We start from the raw sequence: 19,207 nt of genomic DNA, 5'->3' as shown, positions 1-19,207 counted from the left end.
GCCATAAATGTTACAGTTAAGACTTATTTAAATTTCGGTTGATTACCCCGCAAATACCCATCAGTAGAGTGGTTAAATGCCAGAGAATAACACCCAGAAAAGAGGTTTAAACAAAATCCGCATCATTACAAATGTGCTGACCACAGCTTTAAAACTGTGGTTGCGATCGCAAGTCAGCCAAGTATCTGATCTGGAAGTAGAAATTAAAGCTAGCGATCGCCAACTTCTCTCCGGTTGCATTCCCTGGGTTTCCATATTTGCTAGTCATGCCATCTACCAAGACCTCCATATTACACAAATTAAACTCGCAGCAGAGAATATTAAAGTCAACATAGGTCAAGTACTTAAGGGTCAACCACTGCAATTATTACAAGTGGTATCGGTAAGTGGTGAGTTAACAGTAGACGAGACGGATTTGAATAGTTCCCTCTCCTCTGAGTTATTATCGACTGCTTTAAATGATGTACTGGATAAACTTTTACCAGAATACTGGTCAAAATCCAAGCCTATTCTTTGGCAAAAAATTATTCTAGACCATCAGCAAATAAAACTGAACGCTATCCTAACATCTACAAGTGAACCTATACCCCTGGAAATTTGCTTACACTTAGAATTGCTCAGTGGGCATGAATTGCAATTATCTCAAATCCAAGTCAAACAAAACCAAATCACACTATTAGAAGGTAGCGATTCCCACAATGTGGATCTTGGCTCAGATGTCGATATTCAAGAACTGAAGCTGATCCCCGGACAGTTAGTTTGTCGTGGACAAGTCAATGTCAATCCGTGATCGGGAAGCAGGGGAACAGGGGAAGCAGGGGAACAGGGGAAAGAAAATCGACAACTGACAACTGACAACTGACAACTGACAACTGACTATTGACCAAGTAATGGCAAAATCAGGGTGACAAAATAGTAAACCAAAGGAGCAGTAAAGATATAGCTATCGGTGCGGTCTAAGATGCCACCATGACCGGGGATCAACTGCCCAGAGTCCTTAACTCCAGCATCACGCTTTAGCATTGACTCAGTGAGATCACCTAAAAGACTAGCCAAGCCAATGAGTAAGCCTAAAATTATACCAGTCAAAAGAAATTTGGGTAAGTGAAGGTAATAAGCGCCAGCCAGGGCTACGGCTAGACTCGCACTGATCCCAAAGACTGCACCTTCAACAGTTTTCTTAGGACTAATATCAGATAGTCTAGTTTTACCGAAGAATTTACCGATAGTGTATGCACCAATGTCTGCTGCCCAGATGCACAAGAAAGTTAGTACAGTGATCTTGAATCCCTGTGGTATAGAGGCAAAATTTCTTTCTTCGAGAATATCAGTCCAACTTGCTGGCCAGTAGCCACCCAAAGGTAAATTACTGACGGTGGTGCTGCCAATAGCTCGTAATCGCACCCAATAACTCGGCAAATAACCTACATAAAACAGCCCCATAATCGATGCGGAAACATCGGCGATTGTGGCCATTTTTGGTTGAAATAGCAAGTAAAAACAAATAAACGTACCAGCAATGGGCATGACAGCATCGACTAAATTGCTATCCAAAGTGCAAGTAACCAGTAAAACTTGACTGAGGAATATGGTAGTTTTTGCGGCTGGCAAAATGCCTCTAGTGCGTACTAAATCAAAATATTCCTGTTGTCCCAAAAAAACGACAACTGCCAACATGATGGTAAAATACCAACCCCCCAACAGGACAGCAACTAAAGCAAGCGCGATCGCAACAATTCCACTTATAATCCGAGACCAAGGCATAGAAGTATTTGGGGTTGGGGATTGGGTAATTACTAATTCGTAATTTGTAATTAAAATTGGGTATTTCTGACTGAGTATAAGGAATGAGCGAGTTTTTATTCCGCTTTTTCCTCAGCTAAATGACTTTTAATTTGCGTTATCCCTAAAGCTAGAATGATTACCATGACCAGGTTTTTTCATTTTGAATTGCTTTGTTCCTAGTCTAGTTTCTCACCACTGAGGATAAAAATGGGATCAACTGCGGCAAAGGTTTGGGAAAATCCCCGCGTTTCTAGGCGATTGACCGCAGATTGAACGACTTCAATATTTCTCGCCTGTAACTGAGAAAAGCTCTGGGAAATAGCATACAGGCTTTCGAGATTAGGTGCTGTAGCAATGATTCTGCCTGATGATGGTAAATACTGCCACACTGCTTGCAAAATATCTTGGATGGGTCGTCCTCCCTCAATACAAACCCGATGAGGGGCAACCTTAATATTATGTAAACATTCTGGGGCGCTACCCTCGACAATTTCCACATTTTTGACACTAAAGCGATCGCAATTGCGCTTAATTAAATTAGCTACTTCTTCATCTCGTTCCACAGCAATAATTTGCCCTTTTGGACATAGTAGCCCCACTTCCACAGGAATTGTACCTGTTCCTGCGCCAATGTCCCATAAAACTGAATCAGGTTCTAAACGTAGCTGAGAAATCAACAACAGCCTAATTTCTCGCTGGGTGAGGGGGATACCCGGTAAATGCTCAAAGAATTCATCGGGAATACCAGGGGTAACGTAAGGCCAAAGTTGGGAAGGCATAGAAATATACAATATATTAGGTGTATTAGTTTGTTTAATTAGGCAAGCTATAATCTATGGGACTTTTGACAACGTAGCGTTATAAGCAATTATTATGCTTGGAGAAATTTTTAACACTCGCTACGAGATTCGACAGGTATTAGGAAAAAAAGCAGGGCGGCGAACACTACTCGCTAAAGATGTTGTCACTGGTGAGTTAGTAATTGTCAAGTTGCTGGCTTTTAGTAGTGACTTTGAATGGGACGATCTCAAGCTGTTTGAGCGTGAAGCTGAAACCCTCAAGTCTTTGTCTAATCCCATGATTCCCTGCTATTTGGACTATTTTGAGGTAAATTCACCTACTATCAAAGGGTTTGCCCTTGTACAGAGTTATATCCCGTCCCAAACTTTAGAGCAATACTTACAATCTGGGCGTAGCTTTAGCGAATCTGACATTAAGCAAATAGCTACAGCACTTTTAGAGATTCTCATCTATCTACACGGGTTGTATCCGCCTGTAATTCACCGTGATATTAAGCCTAGCAATATTTTGTTGGGAGAGCGCTCTGGCAATAATGTCGGTCAAGTTTACTTGGTAGATTTTGGTTCAGTACAGACAGCCTTGGGTACAGAAGGCGGGACAAGGACTGTTGTGGGAACCTACGGTTATATGCCACCAGAACAGTTTGGTGGACGTACCGTGACAGCATCTGATCTTTATAGTTTAGGAGCGACGTTAATTTATTTAGTTACAGGTACTCACCCAGCAGATTTACCCCAAAAAGATTTTCGTATTCAATTTGAATCAATCACTCATCTCAGTCCTGGGTTGACAAACTGGTTAAAATCGATGATTGAACCCAGTTTAGAAAAACGCTTTAGTTCAGCACAGGAAGCACTCAAGACTTTGGTACAGCCACAGTTAGCCAATGCTAGTAAATTAGTTGTCAGTCAACCAGCCGAGAGCAAAATTCAACTCACAAAAGATGGGGATTCTCTAGAGATACTGATCCCCCCCCTTGGTTTTCAGCCATCAATGGTATTTATGGGATTATTTGCGATCGCCTGGAATTCCTTTATTCTATTTTGGACAATAGGCGCACTCTCGGCACCATTTCCTATCAACATCCCCTTTGCTTTATTCTCCCTGCCTTTTTGGGGTGCTGGCTATTTTATGGCTTATACTTTTCTCCTCAGTTTATTTGGCAATATTCGACTAATTTTGAATAACAAACAAATTAAATTGACTTATGAATTATTTGGCTTTAAATACAATCGCCCTAAACCTTCAGCCAGGAAAAATATTACCAAGCTAGTTTATACGCCAAAACATTTAACCAAAGATTCTAGTGGCGATAAAACTCAAGTATCAGCACAATTAGAGATTTGGGCTGGAGTCCGAAAATATCAGCTTGGTGATACCACCGTAATTCAATCAGAAGCAGAACTAGAATGGTTAGCCCATGAATTAAGCGATTGGCTCAACCTCCCAATCCAACGAGATTAACAATTCAAAATTCAAAATTCAAAATTAAAGACAGTTGGAGTTGGGGATTTAAACCCCGACTCAACTGATACTATGTATAGACGTAAGGGTCTGGAAGCATTGATTTTATGATAAAAGATGCCACAATTTCCTCAAACCTCTGCGTCCCTTTGCGCTCCCTGCGTTTAAAAAATCAAACTCAGCTTTCCACAAAAGCAGGGCGGTAAAACATGGTAAAAAACCACAACCTAGCTAAATCAATCAGTGATGCTGCTTGGGGTCAATTTTGTACCATGTTGAAATACAAGGCAGAATGGGAAGGAAAAATATATATTGAATTAGATAGATTTTTCCCCAGTTCCAAAACTTGTAGTAACTGTTTGCACCAAGTAGATAGCCTCAATTTAGATATTCGTATTTGGCAGTGTTCCAAATGTCAAACGATACATGATAGAGATATTAACGCTGCGGTGAATATCAGAGATGAAGGTTTACGACTTTTGGCGGGAGGGCATCTCGCTACCGCTTCTGGAGAAAGAGTAAGACCAAGTAAAGGCACTGCTTTTACAAGGCGTTTTTCTGTGAAGGAAGAATCCCCACGCCTTTAGGCTGGGGAGTTGTCAAAGTTAATTAAGATACTTTAGAGGAACTGTATATGTTGTTCGGACTAGGATGGCCAGAAGTGGCGATAATCGTCGTCGTAGCTGTGGTAATATTCGGCCCAAAAAAAATTCCCGAACTGGGAAGCGCACTAGGTAAAACCCTGAGGGGTTTTAAGGAGGAGTTGAAAACTCCTAGTGAGGATACCAACCCGGAAGAATAAAAATAAAAATTTCCCATTAGAAGATTCAGCAACGGTCAATAGTGGAGATGCGGATCATCACATCTCTACTATCGACTACAGCAAAGTATTAATTACTGAAGAAGATGCTACGCCATTTTGGTTATCTATAACGGTTGTTGAGGGATTTTGTTGCTGTATCTCCTCTTTGACTAAACCGCGCAGTTTAATTAACTTAATAGCGCGGTTGACGCTTTCTGGTAAGATGACAACCAGACCATTAGCGGGAGCCATATCCAAGCCTTTGTTAATTGCTTGGGTTTCGTCCAGAATTGACTCATAACGAGCATCTGGTTTAACTTGGGTGATGCCTTTGGTGATCAACTCGGAGGCTGAACCCCTGGCTCTACCTCTAGTGTCGTCATCTTCTTTGACGATGATATAATCAAATATTTCGGCTGCTAGTTTGCCTAAGGTGACAAAATCTTCGTCACGGCGATCGCCTGGCCCACCGATTACGCCAATCCGTTGTCCATTCGTCCAGTTACGCACAAATGCACCCACAGCTTCGTAACTGGCTGGGTTGTGTGCGTAATCGACTAAAGCATGATAATTCCCCAAATTAAATAAGTTCATCCGTCCTGGCGTTTGACTCACGGAAGCCCGAAAGGTCTTTAAGCCAGCGCGAATTTGCTCAATTGAGACGTTCTGCACAAAAGCAGCCAAACTAGCCGCTAAGGCGTTAGCAATCATAAATGGTGCGCGTCCACCCATTGTCAAGGGGATTTGTTCTGCCCTTTCGATGCGGTGTGTCCAGTCGCCTTTGACGATTGACAGATAGCCATTTTCATAGACGGCTGCTACTCCGCCCTTTTGGATGTGCTTCCGCACCAATTCCGAATCGGGGTTCATGGTGAAGTAGGCAATATTGGCTTTGGTTTTTTCTGCCATTGCTGCCACTCGGCGATCGTCGGCATTTAAAACCGCATAGCCATCAGGATATACTGCTTCTGCCACCACGCTCTTCAGGTTAGCTAACTGATCGATGGTATCGATGTCACCGATCCCTAAGTGGTCGGCAGCAACATTTAACACGACACCTACATTTGCAGCTTCAAAGCCCAAGCCAGAGCGTAAAATACCCCCACGGGCTGTTTCTAAGACTGCCACCTCTACCGTTGGGTCTTGTAAAATCAAATGAGCGCTTTGAGGCCCGGTATTATCACCTGTTTCTACTAAGTAATCACCGATATATGTGCCATCTGTAGTTGTATAACCAACAACTTTACCTGTTTGCTTATAAATATGTGCCAACAAGCGGGTAGTTGTGGTTTTACCGTTAGTCCCGGTGACGCTGAGGATAGGGATGCGGCTGGATTGTTCATTGGGGAATAGCATATCCATAACTGCGCCGGCAACGTTGCGGGGAATGCCTTGGCTGGGGGCTACGTGCATTCTAAAGCCGGGAGCAGCATTCACTTCGACAATTACACCATCTAGTTCCCTTAGGGGACGGCTAATGTCTGTGGTGACTATATCTAGTCCGGCGATATCTAAGCCAATAATTTTGACTACCCTTTGGGCTAACCAGACGTTTTCCGGGTGAATTTCGTCTGTTCTATCTACAGCAGTACCACCTGTACTTAAGTTAGCAGTTGCCCTTAAATAACAAATCGTGCCTTTTGGCGGCACGCTGTTGAGTGTATAACCGGCCCTTTCCAGTAGCTGGTAGCTGGTGCGGTCTAGTTCTATTTTGGTGAGGACTTTATCATGTCCGTCGCCACGGTTGGGGTCAAGGTTTGTTTCTTCGATTAGTTCGGCAATGGTAGATCGGCCATTCCCAATCACATGAGCGGGTACACGTTCGGCAACGGCCACGACTTTACCATCTACCACTAGTACCCTGTGGTCGCGCCCAACGTAATACCTTTCAACAATGATTGACCGGGAAACCTGTCTGGCTGCTTCGTAAGCGGCTTCAGACTCTTCCCAACTTCTAATATCAATAGTGATACCGCGTCCATGATTGCCATCTAGCGGCTTAATCACAATTGGATAACCACCAACATATTCGATGGCTTCTTCCAAATCATCCAAGAAATTAATGACTGTACCCCTGGGTACTGGTACACCAGATGCGGCTAGGATGCGTTTGGTTGCTTCTTTATCGCAAGCTAGTTCTACGCCTAAAATGCCGGTTTTATCGGTCATGGTGGCTTGCATCCGCTTGTGATTCACGCCATAGCCTAGCTGAATCAAAAAGCGTGCGCCTAGTTGCATCCAAGGGATACCGCGTTTCTCTGCTTCTTTGACAATTGCTTCGGTGGAGGGGCCCAGGGAAGCATCACGCCATAAATCTTTCAGGTCTTGTATATCTTGCTCTAGTTCTGCCTTGGGGTATCGACCGCGATCTACAATGCTTTGGCACAACCTGACAGCTGCTCGTCCAGCATAGCGTCCCGCTTCCTCGTTTAAATACTCGATTACTACCTGATAAATTCCGGGTGTGGAAGTTTCACGGGTACGACCAAAGCCCACGTGCATTCCCGCTAACTCTTGGAGTTCTAGGGCTACGTGTTCCACGATATGACCCATCATGGTGCCTTCTCGCACTCTCATCAAAAAACCACCATGACAGCCAGGCGAGCAATAATGACCCTCCAGACTTGGCAGCGCCTCTACTAATCCTTCATAAAATCCGGGGATTTCATTTGATGGCGTCTCGGCAAGGGTTTCTAAATCGAGGCGCATGACGATCAGTTTGTGGCGTCGAATGCTCCAGTAGTTTGGGCCGCGTAAGGTCTGGATCTTGAGGATTCTCATGGGAATAGGTAGATGGAGATTCGGAACCAAAATTCTAGTTTCTTACTGGAATTGATCGCTAAACTGTTCATCGTAAACAGTTTTTTCTTTTTACATGGTATTCCTCTGATTTTTTTACATCAGGAAATAAATCGTCGATCAATTCAGTCTAACCTCAGGTACTCTATTCCGTCAGCTGGAGATGCGGTGTACCGCAGGCAATACAGTCCTTTGGTACAGGTGGAAGCGATCGCCGTAGCTGAGGATATGCAGACGTAAGTTATGCACGGTTAAGGGTTCGTTAGCACCAACGTGGGGTTCGTTGGTATGGGTGAGTTCGGTGGGATCGACAATAGTGACACTGCCTTTACCCATTACCTGTAGCCAACCATCACGTTCAAATACAGCACAAGTATCTTCATCAATGCCAATGCCTAAGCGATCGGGGTGAGCTGAGATCGCACTAATGAGACGACCCATCCGATTGCGGTTGTGGAAGTGTTGGTCAACAATTACTTCAGGGATTAACCCTAAACCTGTTGCCATATCCACTAGGGAACGATTGGGTGTTTCGCCACTACCGCCGCCAGCAATCATATGATGCCCCATCACTGCCGCCCCAGCACTTGTGCCTGCCAGGGTAAGTTGCCCACCTCTGACTCGCTGCCGGATAATTTCCATCACTGGTGTATCAGACAATACACCACACAGACGCAGTTGGTCTCCTCCTGTTAAAAACACACCACTACAGGCTTCGAGGGATGCTTTTACTTGGGGGGATTCGCACTGTTCCCGTTCACGGATGTCTAAAATCTCGACCTTTTCAGCACCCATTTCTTCAAAAATGCGAATGTAGCGACCACCGATGATCGCAGGTTCGCGGGAGGCAGATGGAATAATTGTAATATAGGCTTTACTTGCACCAGATCGTCCAAAAAAAGTTCTGAGGATTTCGCGTCCATGAACTTTATCTTCTGCGCCTCCGATTACGAGAACGGCGGTCTTAGTTGCTTGAGGTGTCCTCATTTCCAGCGATTTAGCTTGTAGTTGCGGCATTGTGTTTCTCCTGTCAACAACTTCAGGAGCCATCGCCTTGGACGGTGAGTGCAGCCAAACGTGCGGTATGAAGCGCCGAGTGGACTGCCGTTCCCCGGAGGGATTCCCCGACTTGTGGCGAATGGCGTGTGAATTTAACAAGGTTTAGCAGCCTGATGATATTCGCACTTTGTTTTTTTCTTGAGGACACTGCAAAATATGCACACAAAGCCTCATGATTTGTATGTCCTGTGTCCTCAAAGCCAGCGCCTTGTTTTTCACCTGTCCACTTTTTCCAGACTGGCTCAATAGTGCTTGGGGTTCAGGTTCCCCTCTGGCGCTAGGAATTAGTTTTCCCATCTGGGCTAGGAATGAGCAGGTCATTACACACATTTTCTGAGGCTGGCTCGACGCATCCTGTAAGTTGTTAACCTGGTTAGATTATTTATTTAAATGGTAGTTGTGACAATATTTAAACATAAATTAAGTAATTAGAAAAACTTTTGATCCCAATAAAAAACAATAGTTCTAGTACTTTTAGATACTATTGTTAAAGTCTATCTCTACTTTTACCCTGTATAAGCATCTTGTGTTTGATAGTCATTCAAATTTAAGATTAGTGTTCTCGAATACGAATTACTGTGCGTTTTGATATAGTTACACTTTTTCCTGACTGTTTTACCTCAGTTCTGAGTTCCGGCCTACTGGGTAAAGCCCTTGCCAAACAAATTGCTCAAGTGAATTTGGTGAATCCCAGGGATTTCACCACAGATAAACACCGCAAGGTAGATGACGAACCCTATGGCGGTGGTGTAGGGATGCTGATGAAGCCAGAACCAATTTTTAGTGCAATAGAGTCGCTACCGATTCTAGAGCGCCGAGAAATTATTTTGATGAGTCCCCAAGGTCAAACTATTAATCAACCTCTACTGCGAGAATTGACTAGTAATTATGATCAATTGGTCGTAATTTGCGGGCATTACGAAGGAGTAGATGATAGAGTATTGCATCTAGTCACCCGTGAAGTATCTTTGGGAGATTTCATTCTCACAGGGGGAGAAATTCCCGCAATGGCACTAATTAATGGCGTGGTGCGGCTTCTCCCTGGAACTGTTGCCAAAACAGAATCTCTCACCGCCGAAAGTTTTGAGGAGGGTTTATTAGATTATCCTCAATACACCCGCCCCGCAAACTTTCGTGGTTGGAAAGTTCCTGATGTTTTGCTATCTGGAAACCATTCAGCGATCGCTCAATGGCGTTATGAACAGCAAATTCAAAGAACAAGCGATCGCCGCCCGGATTTGCTAGAAAAATGGCAACAGGAGAAGAAGCAGGGGAGCAGGGGAGCAGAGGGGCAGGGGAAGCAGGGGAAGCAGGGGGAGAAATAGCAAATGAAAACCGATAACTGACAAGTAACTAATGAATATCAGAATTGGTAACGGCTACGATATCCACAGATTAGTAAGCGATCGCGCTTTGATTTTAGGCGGTGTTCACATTCCCCATGAACTCGGTTTATTGGGGCATAGTGATGCAGATGTACTCACACACGCCATTATGGATGCCATGTTAGGAGCATTATCTTTGGGGGATATCGGTCATTATTTTCCCCCCACTGATCCCCAATGGGCTGGGGCAGATAGTTTAGTTTTGTTAAGTCAAGTAAATGAGTTAATTCGCGCTCAAGGTTGGCACATAGGTAACATTGACTCGGTGGTAGTCGCAGAACGTCCAAAATTGAAACCACATATTAAAACAATGCGTGACAAACTAGCAGATATTTTGCAATTACAACCAAATCAAGTTGGTATTAAAGCCACTACCAACGAACAACTAGGCCCAGTGGGACGAGAAGAAGGTATTTGTGCTTACTCTGTTGTCTTGTTGGTAGCTGCTGATTAAGTTAGTTAATTAACTAACAATTTGAGGATAGTAAACGAAGAAATAATTACAAAATCAATGAAACATTAATTCAACAATTAGTGCATCTAAATTTATGCAATATACAAATAATCTCATTTCCTTAATTAAACGTTTTTGGATACTCATAATTCTATCTGCCTTCACAGCAGTTACAGTTGCAGCTTGTAATCCAGCTAACTTTAGAAGTTCGGCTACTCAAGTACCTCAATTAGTAACTAGTATTCTTAGTGATCCTAAAACGTTTAACTACCCTCTAAGTTCAGAATCACCTAATGTTTTTGGTTTGATTTATGAAGGGCTAATTACCGAAAATTATGATACTGGTGAAGTTGAGCCAGCCTTAGCGGAGTCTTGGGAAATTTCTGATGACAAATTAAAAATTGTTTTTACTCTCCGCGACGGTTTAAAGTGGTCTGATGGACAACCGTTAACTGTAGATGATGTTGTCTTTACTTATAATGACATTTACTTCAACGAAGCCATTCCTACAGATATCAGAGATATTATGAGGGTTGGTGAAAGTCGAAAACTGCCAACTGTTAGAAAAGTTGATAACCGTCGGGTTGAGTTTGCTGTTCCAGAACCATTTGCTCCTTTTTTGCGGAGTTCTACAGGGGCTGCGATTTTACCAGCTCATGCACTGAGAGAATCAATACAAACCAAAGATGCTGAGGGTAAGCCGACGTTTCTCCAAAAATGGGGAGTAGATACACCGCCAGATCAAATCGTCGTTAATGGATTGTACAAATTAGAGCGTTATGACACCAGTGAGCGTGTAGTTTTCCGACGCAACCCTTATTATTGGCGTAAAAGTCCCAAAGGAGAAGCCCAACCTTATATTGAACGATTAGTATGGCAAATTGTCGAATCCACAGATACTGCGTTACTACAATTTCGTTCCGGTGGGTTGGATAGTATTGGTGTCACCCCAGACTACTTTTCTCTGCTGAAAGTACAAGAAAAACAAGGTAATTTCAAGATATATAATGGTGGGCCGGCTGCTGGTACGACTTTTATAGTATTTAATTTAAACAAGGGTAGAAGAAATGGTAAACCACTAGTTGATCCGATAAAATCTCGTTGGTTTAATACTTTAGAATTTCGCCAAGCAGTAGCTTATGCGATTGACAGACAGACTATGATTAATAATACTTATCGTGGTTTGGGTCAAACGCAAAATTCACCCATTTCTGTCCAAAGTCCTTATTATCTTTCGCCGGAAGAAGGATTAAAGGTTTACGATTATAATTCAGAAAAAGCCAAGCAATTACTGTTAAAAGCTGGCTTTAAGTACAATACTCAAAATCAGTTATTAGACTCTGAAGGAAATCGAGTCCGGTTTACGCTGCTGACGAATGCTGGAAACAAGATTCGTGAGGCTATCGGTTCGCAAATCACCCAAGACTTAAGCAGAATCGGTATTCAAGTCGATTTTACACCCTTGGCATGGAATACTTACACAGATAAGCTGGCTAACACCTTGGATTGGGACGTTTCGATGCTTGGTTTAACTGGAGGTTTAGAACCCAATGATGGTGCTAATGTATGGAATCCTGAAGGCGGGTTACATATGTTTAATCAGAAGCCCCAAGCAGGGCAAAAGCCAATTGAAGGTTGGGAAGTAGCACCTTGGGAAGCGAAAATTGGTCAATTATACATTCAAGCTGCTAGAGAGTTGGACGAAACTAAACGCAAAGCAATTTATGCTGAAACTCAAAAAATAACTCAGGAAAATTTACCATTTATTTATTTGGTAAATCCCTATTCATTATCAGCAGTACGCGATCGCTTTGAAGGTATCAGATTTTCTGCACTAGGCGGCGCATTCTGGAATTTGTATGAAATCAAAATGGTTGAATAGTTATTGGTCATTAGTCCCTAGAAATTCCTTAGTTTTGAATTTTGAATTCATTTGTCCCTACTCCCCAAAATTGCTGTGACTCAACCCGAAGCTTTGCGATCGCTCTTAGAGGCTGTCGCTAATGGTAAAGTTACCCCAGATGTGGCATTAGACTCCCTCAAAGATTTAGCCTATGAACCTGTGGGTGAATTTGCCAAAATTGATCATCACCGTCATCTCAGAACTGGTTTCCCAGAAGTGATTTGGGGGCCTGGTAAAACACCAGAACAAATTGCTCAAATCATGGAGGTGATGCGTCAGCGCAATCCGGTAGTTATGGCTACTCGCATTGAACCAAGTGTTTATAGCCTATTGCAACCAAAAATTAGAGATTTACGATACTACGAATTGGCGCGAATTTGTGCTATTACTCCCCCTACTATCGAAGCAAAGTTTGAGGGCGTCATTAGTATTCTTTCTGCTGGGACTGCTGATTTACCTGTAGCTGAAGAAGCAGCCGTAACAGCTGAACTGTCTGGTTTTCGTGTACAGCGTCTCTGGGATGTGGGTGTTGCGGGGATTCACCGTTTGCTGAGTAATCGTCATTTAATTGAATCAGCATCAGTGTTGATTGTTGTAGCTGGGATGGAAGGCGCTTTACCCAGCGTCGTGGCTGGCTTGGCTAATTGTCCTGTAATTGCTGTACCTACTAGTGTGGGTTATGGCGCTAGTTTTGGCGGTTTAGCACCTCTATTGACAATGCTTAATTCATGTGCTGCGGGAGTAGGAGTAGTCAATATAGATAATGGTTTTGGTGCGGCTGTGTTGGCTGGGCAAATTTTGCGAACAGCAGAGAAATTGCGGTTGGCATAACTGGGATCTTGAGTTATCACATCAAGGTAAATACAGAAACTAGGGATGTAGAGGAATTCATAAAGAATTCAATACCTCTAGCTTCTAACTTAATCAATTACCTAAGATGAACTACTTTAGTGATTTAATCTCTCAGACTATTGGGGATCTACCTATAAATTTAACTGTAGTGGCAGTAAATATTACCGATCCTAACGTTGTTGGTCAGATGCAGAAAGTTTGGCATAATTTTGTCCAGACAGGACAAATCTGGGCGCTGTTGATTGGTGTAGTTATTGGTTATATGTTCCGTAACCTGACTAAGTACGGTTGACAAGTATGGGGTGTAGGAAGTAAGGAGTAGGGATTAGGGGCTAGAGCCTAAGGAAAATTACCCAGTCCCCGCCCCCCTTGAATTTTGGATTTGCGATTTTAAATTTTAGATTGTTCAATCCAAAATCCAAAATCTAAAATTCTTCACTCCCCAGTAACCTTGTATTTATGACCGAAAAACAAACTTGGAGTCAGCGATTTGAATCTGCGCTACATCCAGCGATCGCTCGTTTTAATGCCAGTATAGGTTTTGACATAGAATTAATAGAATACGACCTCACAGGTTCTCAAGCTCATGCCAAAATGTTGGCGCATACGGGGATTATTTCACCTGAAGAAGGAGAACAACTAGTTACAGGTTTAGAACAAATTCGCCAAGAATACCGCCAAGGTCAATTTCAGCCAGGAATTGATGCGGAAGATGTACATTTTGCAGTAGAACGGCGGTTAACAGAGATTGTCGGGGATGTAGGCAAAAAACTCCACACAGCGCGATCGCGTAATGACCAAGTTGGTACAGATACTAGGCTTTACCTACGTGACCAAATCTTGCAAATCAAAAACCACCTGCGGGAATTTCAACGAGTCTTATTAGATATAGCAGAACAAAATGTAGAAACTTTAATTCCCGGTTATACTCACCTGCAACGCGCCCAACCTGTAAGTTTAGCTCATCATCTGTTGGCTTACTTGCAAATGACACAACGAGACTGGGAACGATTGGGTGATGTTTATCGCCGGGTGAATATTTCGCCCTTAGGCTGTGGTGCTTTGGCTGGTACTACTTTTCCCATTGACCGCCACTACACAGCCGAATTGTTAAATTTTGAGCGTATTTACGAGAATAGCTTGGATGGAGTGAGCGATCGCGACTTTGCTATTGAATTTTTGTGTGCGGCTAGTTTGATTATGGTTCACCTCAGCCGTCTTTCTGAGGAAATTATTCTGTGGGCTTCAGAGGAATTTCGCTTTATTACTCTCAAAGATAGCTGTGCCACAGGTTCCAGTATCATGCCTCAAAAGAAAAACCCTGATGTACCGGAATTAGTCAGGGGAAAAACTGGGCGCGTATTCGGTCATCTCCAGGCCATGTTGGTAATTATGAAGGGATTACCCTTGGCATATAACAAAGACCTGCAAGAAGACAAAGAAGGCTTATTTGATAGCGTTAACACTGTTAAAGCTTGTCTAGAAGCTATGACTATTTTGCTGCGGGAAGGTCTAGAATTTCGGACTCAGCGCCTAGCGGAAGCTGTTACACAAGACTTCTCTAACGCCACCGATGTGGCAGATTATCTAGCAGCTAGGGGTATTCCCTTCCGGGAAGCATATAATCTCGTGGGTAAAGTAGTCAAAACCAGTATTGCTGCTGGCAAACTTTTAAAAGATTTAACCTTAGAAGAATGGCAACAAATACATCCAGCATTTGCAGCCGATATTTATGAAGCGATCGCCCCTCATCAAGTTGTATCTGCCCGTAATAGTTATGGTGGCACTGGTTTTGCTCAAATCAGTAAAGCCCTCGCTACTGCGCGTGAGCAAATTGGAGAGTAAGGAATAGAGACTGGGAAGCAGTAGGGGAGAAGAACTTTTGACTATGGACTGTTGACTATTGACAAAAAACAAGGGTGTACAGATGTACACCCTAAAAAATAAAACACTTAAAGAATCACATTCTGAATAGGCAAATTATTCAGCGTCAACTGCTGCTGCGCCTTCTTCTTCCTCACTCTTAGGTGTTCTTTGTTGGAACCTTCTTTGCATTCTTCCTGTTGTAGTCCGTTTACGAAACTTTCTGGCGTATGCCTGGTTCCGTAGCGCCTTTTCTTTTTTCGGGTTACGGCGCTTTGCCATATTCACCTCGTTAATAAACAACAAAAAATGGCTGCTAGGCTTTTTAGAGAATATCAGCCACGAAAGTTATTGATAAAACTCTAGCCTAGTTTAGCTTGCATAAATCTTTGAACAGCATACAATACTACCGTATTTGATTTGATTGTGTCAATGGTAAAAAACTATGACAAAGTAGGGTTTCTTGGGAATAAATTACGGAGACAACCCTAACAACACTTAAATATAATCTGTGAACTTTTTAAGTGTAAATACTATGTAAGATTATATATAAGCCTTTTAAAAAGCTTGTATAGCAATACAAGTAAAACAATTTATAAAAAAGGTTGCCTTTTATGAAAATCGTGTTAAGGTGTTGTTTTACACTGTAAAACCATAAGATTCAGGATAGCCTGCGGCGATAGACTATCTGTTCACTTATGGCTCCTGACTCTTATGATTCTTTTTTGAAAATAATTAGGACAGGTTAAATGATTAAATATCGCCAATTGCCAAAGTATCTGGCTTTTTTGTCTTTAGCAGCAGTCTTCTCAGCTGATTTAGTTACTCCTTCAGCGATCGCCCAAACTACAATTAAATCATCTGTTCGTAATGCTGTAACATTCACTTGCAATGATAGTGAAGCAACTATCAAGGCTAAAAATGGCCCTAAAGTGGTGATTGGACTCACCACCATCTACATCGGTTATCAGCAGGTATCATCTAAGAACAAAGACCCACGCATCGTTCGTTTTGATAATGGAGTCAAAACATGGTGTCGTAGTGACTATGAAACGACAGGGGACGATGGTACAGGGTACGGACTGTACTGGGATGGGGGAAGCAACCTGTATGGTGTGTTTACTTCCACTGGTACTCAGACTGGTAATGATTTTCGTCGCTTTGCTAGTGGACGTTGGCTAAGTAGCTACGGTAGTGGTGGCGGTGCAAAAGTAGCCGTTATCGCTAGAATTAATCCCAGCAATGGTAATGTTACCTCGGCAAGTTATTTATCTGCTAAAAAGCCTAGTGATGGTAAAAGTAACTCGTTACTTGTTACTGGTTTGTCATGGAATGGCACAAATCTGACTGTGCAAGCAGATTCCTGGTGGTCTCCTCGCCGTCCTGATAAGAATCACATGAACTGTTCGGGATCATCACCTTTTAAATACACAGTTGTCTTTGCTGGCGACTTAAAAACGGTGAAATCAGCTTCAGCTATTAACTGTAGCTGAGTCCGTAATTTCTAATTACAAACTGTAAATTAATTTTGTTGTCAGGGTTGTATCTCCTTAATTTTTACGAATAGTATGATTCTAACCAGGGACTAAAATAACCATCAGCAAGAAAAACTAGTGGCGCTGGATTTAGCTCAAGTGCGTCAGGTATTAATTAAAAACAGTTATTTAAAATTTCTAAAATTTCAAGTACTTAACCTACATCAACAGTCGGCAATGAAGAAAACCGTTAATATTGCTTAAATACAAGCTCAATACTATATCTTATGTTTAAGTATTTTGAAATTTGATGCTACAATAGAACTTAGGTGTTCTTTATTTTGATTTAAAGAACACCTATAAAATTATATAAGGAGAATAAAGTGAAAAAAAGACCCAGCTCACCAATTACACGCTGGTTACTTATAGCATTGCTTATTACTTCTCCTGTGGTTGCCATTGCAGCTAGTACAAACTTAACTATCGAATTGACACATTTGAAAGTTAAGCTGTCAAAGAAGTAAATTTTTGCCGTCTCTTACCAAATTAGACCACCATCTAATTTAGAGTTTTTATCATTTTGTAAGTAACTCAGTCTTGTAAGTTACTTACAAACCAATAATAACATACATACTTGACATCGCCAAGTAAAATGTCTTTCAAACTCTTCCTAAAATTGCCTACAATCCAAATACCCCACGCCCAACTCTAACCAAATGCGGTCAAGAGGAATTTTAGGCTGGTAAAAGCAGGATAGGGTTATTGGTAATTTTCCGTGAATTGTTTAATAATGATTGCCTGATGTGCGATGATGCACTGCTGTAACGCCGTCCTGATTTAGAACTTTGCCATTCTCTACCGTTGCATAAACTAGCCAGTGGTCGCCTGATTCCATTCGGTTTTGTACTGAACATTCCAAATATGCCAGAGCGTCTTTGAGTACGGGACTGCCGTTTTCAGCTTCTGCTGTCGCCACATCAGCAAACCTGTCTTGCGCTGGGCCAAAGGGTTTGAGGAAGTGTTTCATTAGCCCCAGATGATTACCCTCTTTTAAAACATTGAGGACAAATTTATTACCGGAATGTGTCAGTTTTTCTACCGCCCGGTCTTTAGCAACAGCGATAGTTAAGCCGGGAGGATTAAAGCTGGCTTGGGCTACCCAAGAGGCTAACATGGCGCTAGATACTTCGCCTTGCTTGGCTGTGACAACGCACAAGGAACCAACAATTCGTCCTACTGCTTGTTCTACATTTGTGGCTGGGACACTTTGAGTCCGCACTTTCCTAGCTTTCTTCAATGCTTGAGCAAAGTCGGTTCCGGCTTCTTCGCACATTTGCAAGGTGACTTCGTTTGGTTTGAATTTCACACGAATTGAATCAAAACCAAATCGATAACCTGCATCTTTGAGCTTACCCTCAATTAAATCAACGGCTTCACCACTCCAGCCAAAGGAACCAAACACACCAGCTAATTTATTATTGGTGGCAGTTGATAAGACAATACCTAAAGCTGTTTGCACTGGTGTAGGTGCATGACCGCCAAGGGTGGGGGAACCCATGACAAAGCCTGCTGATTTTTCTATTGCGGCACGAATCTCTTCTGGGTCGGCAAATTCACAGTTAATTGATTCTACCGCGACACCAGCTTTGGTAATACCACGAGCGATCGCCTGAGCTAAGGTTGCCGTGTTTCCGTAAGCTGACGCATAAATTAAGGCTACTGTCAAGTCAGCAGAGGTCTGTTGTTGACTCCATTCCCGGTAGGCGCGTGTCAGTTCAATTAAGCCGTAACGCACCAAGGGGCCGTGACCAGTGGCGTACAAGCGTGCAGGGAAATCGGCAAGTTTATCTAAGGCGGTTTCTACTTGTCTGGCATGGGGAGCCATCAAGCAATCATAATAATAGCGGCGGTCTTCGTTGATTGTCTCCCAACCTTCATCAAATACTTGGTCGCCGCAAATATGCGCCCCAAATAGCTTATCTGTATAGAGAATTTCGGTTTGGGGGTCGTAGGTACACAACTCATCGGCGTAGCGGGGGTTGGGTGTGGGGATGAATTGTAAGTGATGCTCCTTGCCTAAATCGAGGGTTTCCTCGCCCCGCATAATCAGAATGGGTAAATCCTGGTTTTCTAAGGCTCCCCGCAAATTAATCGCCCCTGGATTAGAACAGACAAAGGTGATTTGCGGTGCTATTTCCAACAAAGCTTTTAAGGTAGCCGCCCGGTTGGGGTTAACGTGACCGAGGATGACATAATCGATAGTTTTGACATCCAGCCTTTGTTGCAACGCATCCAGGTAAATTTGGGTGAAAGTTTCCCCTGGAGGGTCGATCAAAGCCAGCTTATCACCTTGGATAAGATAGGAATTTGCCGTCGTTCCTTTGGCTAAAGCATACTCAATTTCAAATCTCAGTCTTGTCCAACTGCGCGATCGCAGTACTGTAGTATTTGTACCAATTGGTAGGACTTGAACGTCTCGTGGCTTATTTGTTGGCATAGCTTTTTACAGTGATCAGTTATCAGTGATCAGTTATCAGTTCTTAGTGATGTTTTTGTCCTGGAGTT

Annotated in this window: 17 protein-coding genes; 11 read left to right on the top strand and 6 right to left on the bottom strand. The window is 42.8% G+C overall.

Annotated elements, in window-relative coordinates; all coding sequences use genetic code 11:
* Positions 1 to 76 precede the first annotated feature (76 nt).
* Positions 77 to 790 carry an LmeA family phospholipid-binding protein gene (locus H6G18_RS18580; protein ID WP_190408579.1) on the top strand — a complete coding sequence of 238 codons (714 nt, stop codon included), beginning with the start codon at positions 77 to 79 and terminating at the stop codon, positions 788 to 790.
* Between the two features lie 86 nt (positions 791 to 876).
* Here the strand turns inward: H6G18_RS18580 and H6G18_RS18575 are convergent, their stop codons facing one another.
* Both H6G18_RS18575 and cbiT read right to left on the bottom strand, forming a co-directional pair.
* Positions 877 to 1,764 carry a phosphatidate cytidylyltransferase gene (locus H6G18_RS18575; RefSeq protein WP_190408578.1) on the bottom strand — a complete coding sequence of 296 codons (888 nt, stop codon included), beginning with the start codon at positions 1,762 to 1,764 and terminating at the stop codon, positions 877 to 879.
* A 197-nt stretch (positions 1,765 to 1,961) separates the two neighbouring features.
* Positions 1,962 to 2,564: a precorrin-6Y C5,15-methyltransferase subunit CbiT gene (gene cbiT, locus H6G18_RS18570; RefSeq protein ID WP_190408577.1), complete on the bottom strand. Its 603-nt coding sequence runs from the start codon at positions 2,562 to 2,564 to the stop codon at positions 1,962 to 1,964.
* A gap of 94 nt (positions 2,565 to 2,658) precedes the next feature.
* On the opposite strand from cbiT, the gene H6G18_RS18565 reads away from it, so the two are divergent.
* From H6G18_RS18565 to tatA, 3 genes are all read left to right on the top strand, one after another.
* Positions 2,659 to 4,050 (top strand): serine/threonine protein kinase, encoded by a 1,392-nt coding sequence (locus H6G18_RS18565; protein ID WP_190408576.1) that lies wholly within the window; start codon positions 2,659 to 2,661, stop codon positions 4,048 to 4,050.
* A gap of 209 nt (positions 4,051 to 4,259) precedes the next feature.
* Positions 4,260 to 4,637 carry a transposase gene (locus H6G18_RS18560; protein WP_242040405.1) on the top strand — a complete coding sequence of 126 codons (378 nt, stop codon included), beginning with the start codon at positions 4,260 to 4,262 and terminating at the stop codon, positions 4,635 to 4,637.
* A 50-nt stretch (positions 4,638 to 4,687) separates the two neighbouring features.
* Positions 4,688 to 4,852, top strand: a complete 165-nt coding sequence (gene tatA, locus H6G18_RS18555; RefSeq protein ID WP_277875612.1) for a twin-arginine translocase TatA/TatE family subunit — start codon at positions 4,688 to 4,690, stop codon at positions 4,850 to 4,852.
* Positions 4,853 to 4,927: 75 nt separating this feature from the next.
* On the opposite strand, the gene cphA is transcribed toward tatA, so the two are convergent.
* Positions 4,928 to 7,633, bottom strand: coding sequence for a cyanophycin synthetase (gene cphA, locus H6G18_RS18550; RefSeq protein ID WP_190408593.1), 2,706 nt, complete (start codon positions 7,631 to 7,633; stop codon positions 4,928 to 4,930).
* Between the two features lie 171 nt (positions 7,634 to 7,804).
* A complete protein-coding gene (locus tag H6G18_RS18545; protein ID WP_190408592.1) occupies positions 7,805 to 8,668 on the bottom strand; it encodes a cyanophycinase in 864 nt (287 codons plus the stop codon).
* A 620-nt stretch (positions 8,669 to 9,288) separates the two neighbouring features.
* On the opposite strand from H6G18_RS18545, the gene trmD reads away from it, so the two are divergent.
* The 6 genes from trmD to argH all read left to right on the top strand — a co-directional run bounded on the left by trmD (position 9,289) and on the right by argH (position 15,149).
* Positions 9,289 to 10,035 carry a tRNA (guanosine(37)-N1)-methyltransferase TrmD gene (gene trmD, locus H6G18_RS18540; RefSeq protein WP_190408574.1) on the top strand — a complete coding sequence of 249 codons (747 nt, stop codon included), beginning with the start codon at positions 9,289 to 9,291 and terminating at the stop codon, positions 10,033 to 10,035.
* 31 nt (positions 10,036 to 10,066) lie between these two features.
* Entirely contained in the window at positions 10,067 to 10,549 is a 483-nt protein-coding gene (gene ispF / locus H6G18_RS18535; protein ID WP_190408573.1) for a 2-C-methyl-D-erythritol 2,4-cyclodiphosphate synthase, read from the top strand.
* A 94-nt stretch (positions 10,550 to 10,643) separates the two neighbouring features.
* A complete protein-coding gene (locus tag H6G18_RS18530; protein WP_190408572.1) occupies positions 10,644 to 12,431 on the top strand; it encodes an ABC transporter substrate-binding protein in 1,788 nt (595 codons plus the stop codon).
* A 75-nt stretch (positions 12,432 to 12,506) separates the two neighbouring features.
* Positions 12,507 to 13,283, top strand: coding sequence for a nickel pincer cofactor biosynthesis protein LarB (gene larB / locus H6G18_RS18525; RefSeq protein WP_190408571.1), 777 nt, complete (start codon positions 12,507 to 12,509; stop codon positions 13,281 to 13,283).
* A 106-nt stretch (positions 13,284 to 13,389) separates the two neighbouring features.
* A complete protein-coding gene (locus H6G18_RS18520) occupies positions 13,390 to 13,596 on the top strand; it encodes a hypothetical protein (RefSeq protein ID WP_190408570.1) in 207 nt (68 codons plus the stop codon).
* Positions 13,597 to 13,763: 167 nt separating this feature from the next.
* Positions 13,764 to 15,149 carry an argininosuccinate lyase gene (gene argH / locus H6G18_RS18515; RefSeq protein WP_190408569.1) on the top strand — a complete coding sequence of 462 codons (1,386 nt, stop codon included), beginning with the start codon at positions 13,764 to 13,766 and terminating at the stop codon, positions 15,147 to 15,149.
* Positions 15,150 to 15,284: 135 nt separating this feature from the next.
* On the opposite strand, the gene H6G18_RS18510 is transcribed toward argH, so the two are convergent.
* Positions 15,285 to 15,449 carry a hypothetical protein gene (locus H6G18_RS18510; RefSeq protein WP_010998029.1) on the bottom strand — a complete coding sequence of 55 codons (165 nt, stop codon included), beginning with the start codon at positions 15,447 to 15,449 and terminating at the stop codon, positions 15,285 to 15,287.
* Positions 15,450 to 15,916: 467 nt separating this feature from the next.
* On the opposite strand from H6G18_RS18510, the gene H6G18_RS18505 reads away from it, so the two are divergent.
* The gene (locus H6G18_RS18505) at positions 15,917 to 16,660 is read left to right on the top strand and encodes a hypothetical protein (RefSeq protein ID WP_190408568.1); all 744 of its coding nucleotides are present in this window, start codon (positions 15,917 to 15,919) and stop codon (positions 16,658 to 16,660) included.
* Positions 16,661 to 17,426: 766 nt separating this feature from the next.
* Here the strand turns inward: H6G18_RS18505 and H6G18_RS18500 are convergent.
* Positions 17,427 to 19,139 carry a diflavin flavoprotein gene (locus H6G18_RS18500; RefSeq protein WP_190408567.1) on the bottom strand — a complete coding sequence of 571 codons (1,713 nt, stop codon included), beginning with the start codon at positions 19,137 to 19,139 and terminating at the stop codon, positions 17,427 to 17,429.
* Positions 19,140 to 19,207: the final 68 nt, after the last annotated feature.

This window comes from Anabaena subtropica FACHB-260, from assembly GCF_014697105.1.
In the GTDB taxonomy this organism is placed as follows: domain Bacteria; phylum Cyanobacteriota; class Cyanobacteriia; order Cyanobacteriales; family Nostocaceae; genus Trichormus; species Trichormus subtropicus.
This window is presented reverse-complemented; position numbering and strand designations above follow the sequence as displayed.

What these genes read in the sequence shown, in the direction of transcription:
- H6G18_RS18580 (WP_190408579.1), top strand. Translation starts at nt 77, where the DNA reads ATGCCAGAGAATAACACCCAGAAAAGAGGTTTAAACAAAATCCGCATC.
- H6G18_RS18575 (WP_190408578.1), bottom strand. Translation starts at nt 1,764, where the DNA reads ATGCCTTGGTCTCGGATTATAAGTGGAATTGTTGCGATCGCGCTTGCT.
- cbiT (WP_190408577.1), bottom strand. Translation starts at nt 2,564, where the DNA reads ATGCCTTCCCAACTTTGGCCTTACGTTACCCCTGGTATTCCCGATGAA.
- H6G18_RS18565 (WP_190408576.1), top strand. Translation starts at nt 2,659, where the DNA reads ATGCTTGGAGAAATTTTTAACACTCGCTACGAGATTCGACAGGTATTA.
- H6G18_RS18560 (WP_242040405.1), top strand. Translation starts at nt 4,260, where the DNA reads ATGGTAAAAAACCACAACCTAGCTAAATCAATCAGTGATGCTGCTTGG.
- cphA (WP_190408593.1), bottom strand. Translation starts at nt 7,633, where the DNA reads ATGAGAATCCTCAAGATCCAGACCTTACGCGGCCCAAACTACTGGAGC.
- H6G18_RS18545 (WP_190408592.1), bottom strand. Translation starts at nt 8,668, where the DNA reads ATGCCGCAACTACAAGCTAAATCGCTGGAAATGAGGACACCTCAAGCA.
- ispF (WP_190408573.1), top strand. Translation starts at nt 10,067, where the DNA reads ATGAATATCAGAATTGGTAACGGCTACGATATCCACAGATTAGTAAGC.
- H6G18_RS18530 (WP_190408572.1), top strand. Translation starts at nt 10,644, where the DNA reads ATGCAATATACAAATAATCTCATTTCCTTAATTAAACGTTTTTGGATA.
- H6G18_RS18520 (WP_190408570.1), top strand. Translation starts at nt 13,390, where the DNA reads ATGAACTACTTTAGTGATTTAATCTCTCAGACTATTGGGGATCTACCT.
- argH (WP_190408569.1), top strand. Translation starts at nt 13,764, where the DNA reads ATGACCGAAAAACAAACTTGGAGTCAGCGATTTGAATCTGCGCTACAT.
- H6G18_RS18510 (WP_010998029.1), bottom strand. Translation starts at nt 15,449, where the DNA reads ATGGCAAAGCGCCGTAACCCGAAAAAAGAAAAGGCGCTACGGAACCAG.
- H6G18_RS18505 (WP_190408568.1), top strand. Translation starts at nt 15,917, where the DNA reads ATGATTAAATATCGCCAATTGCCAAAGTATCTGGCTTTTTTGTCTTTA.
- H6G18_RS18500 (WP_190408567.1), bottom strand. Translation starts at nt 19,139, where the DNA reads ATGCCAACAAATAAGCCACGAGACGTTCAAGTCCTACCAATTGGTACA.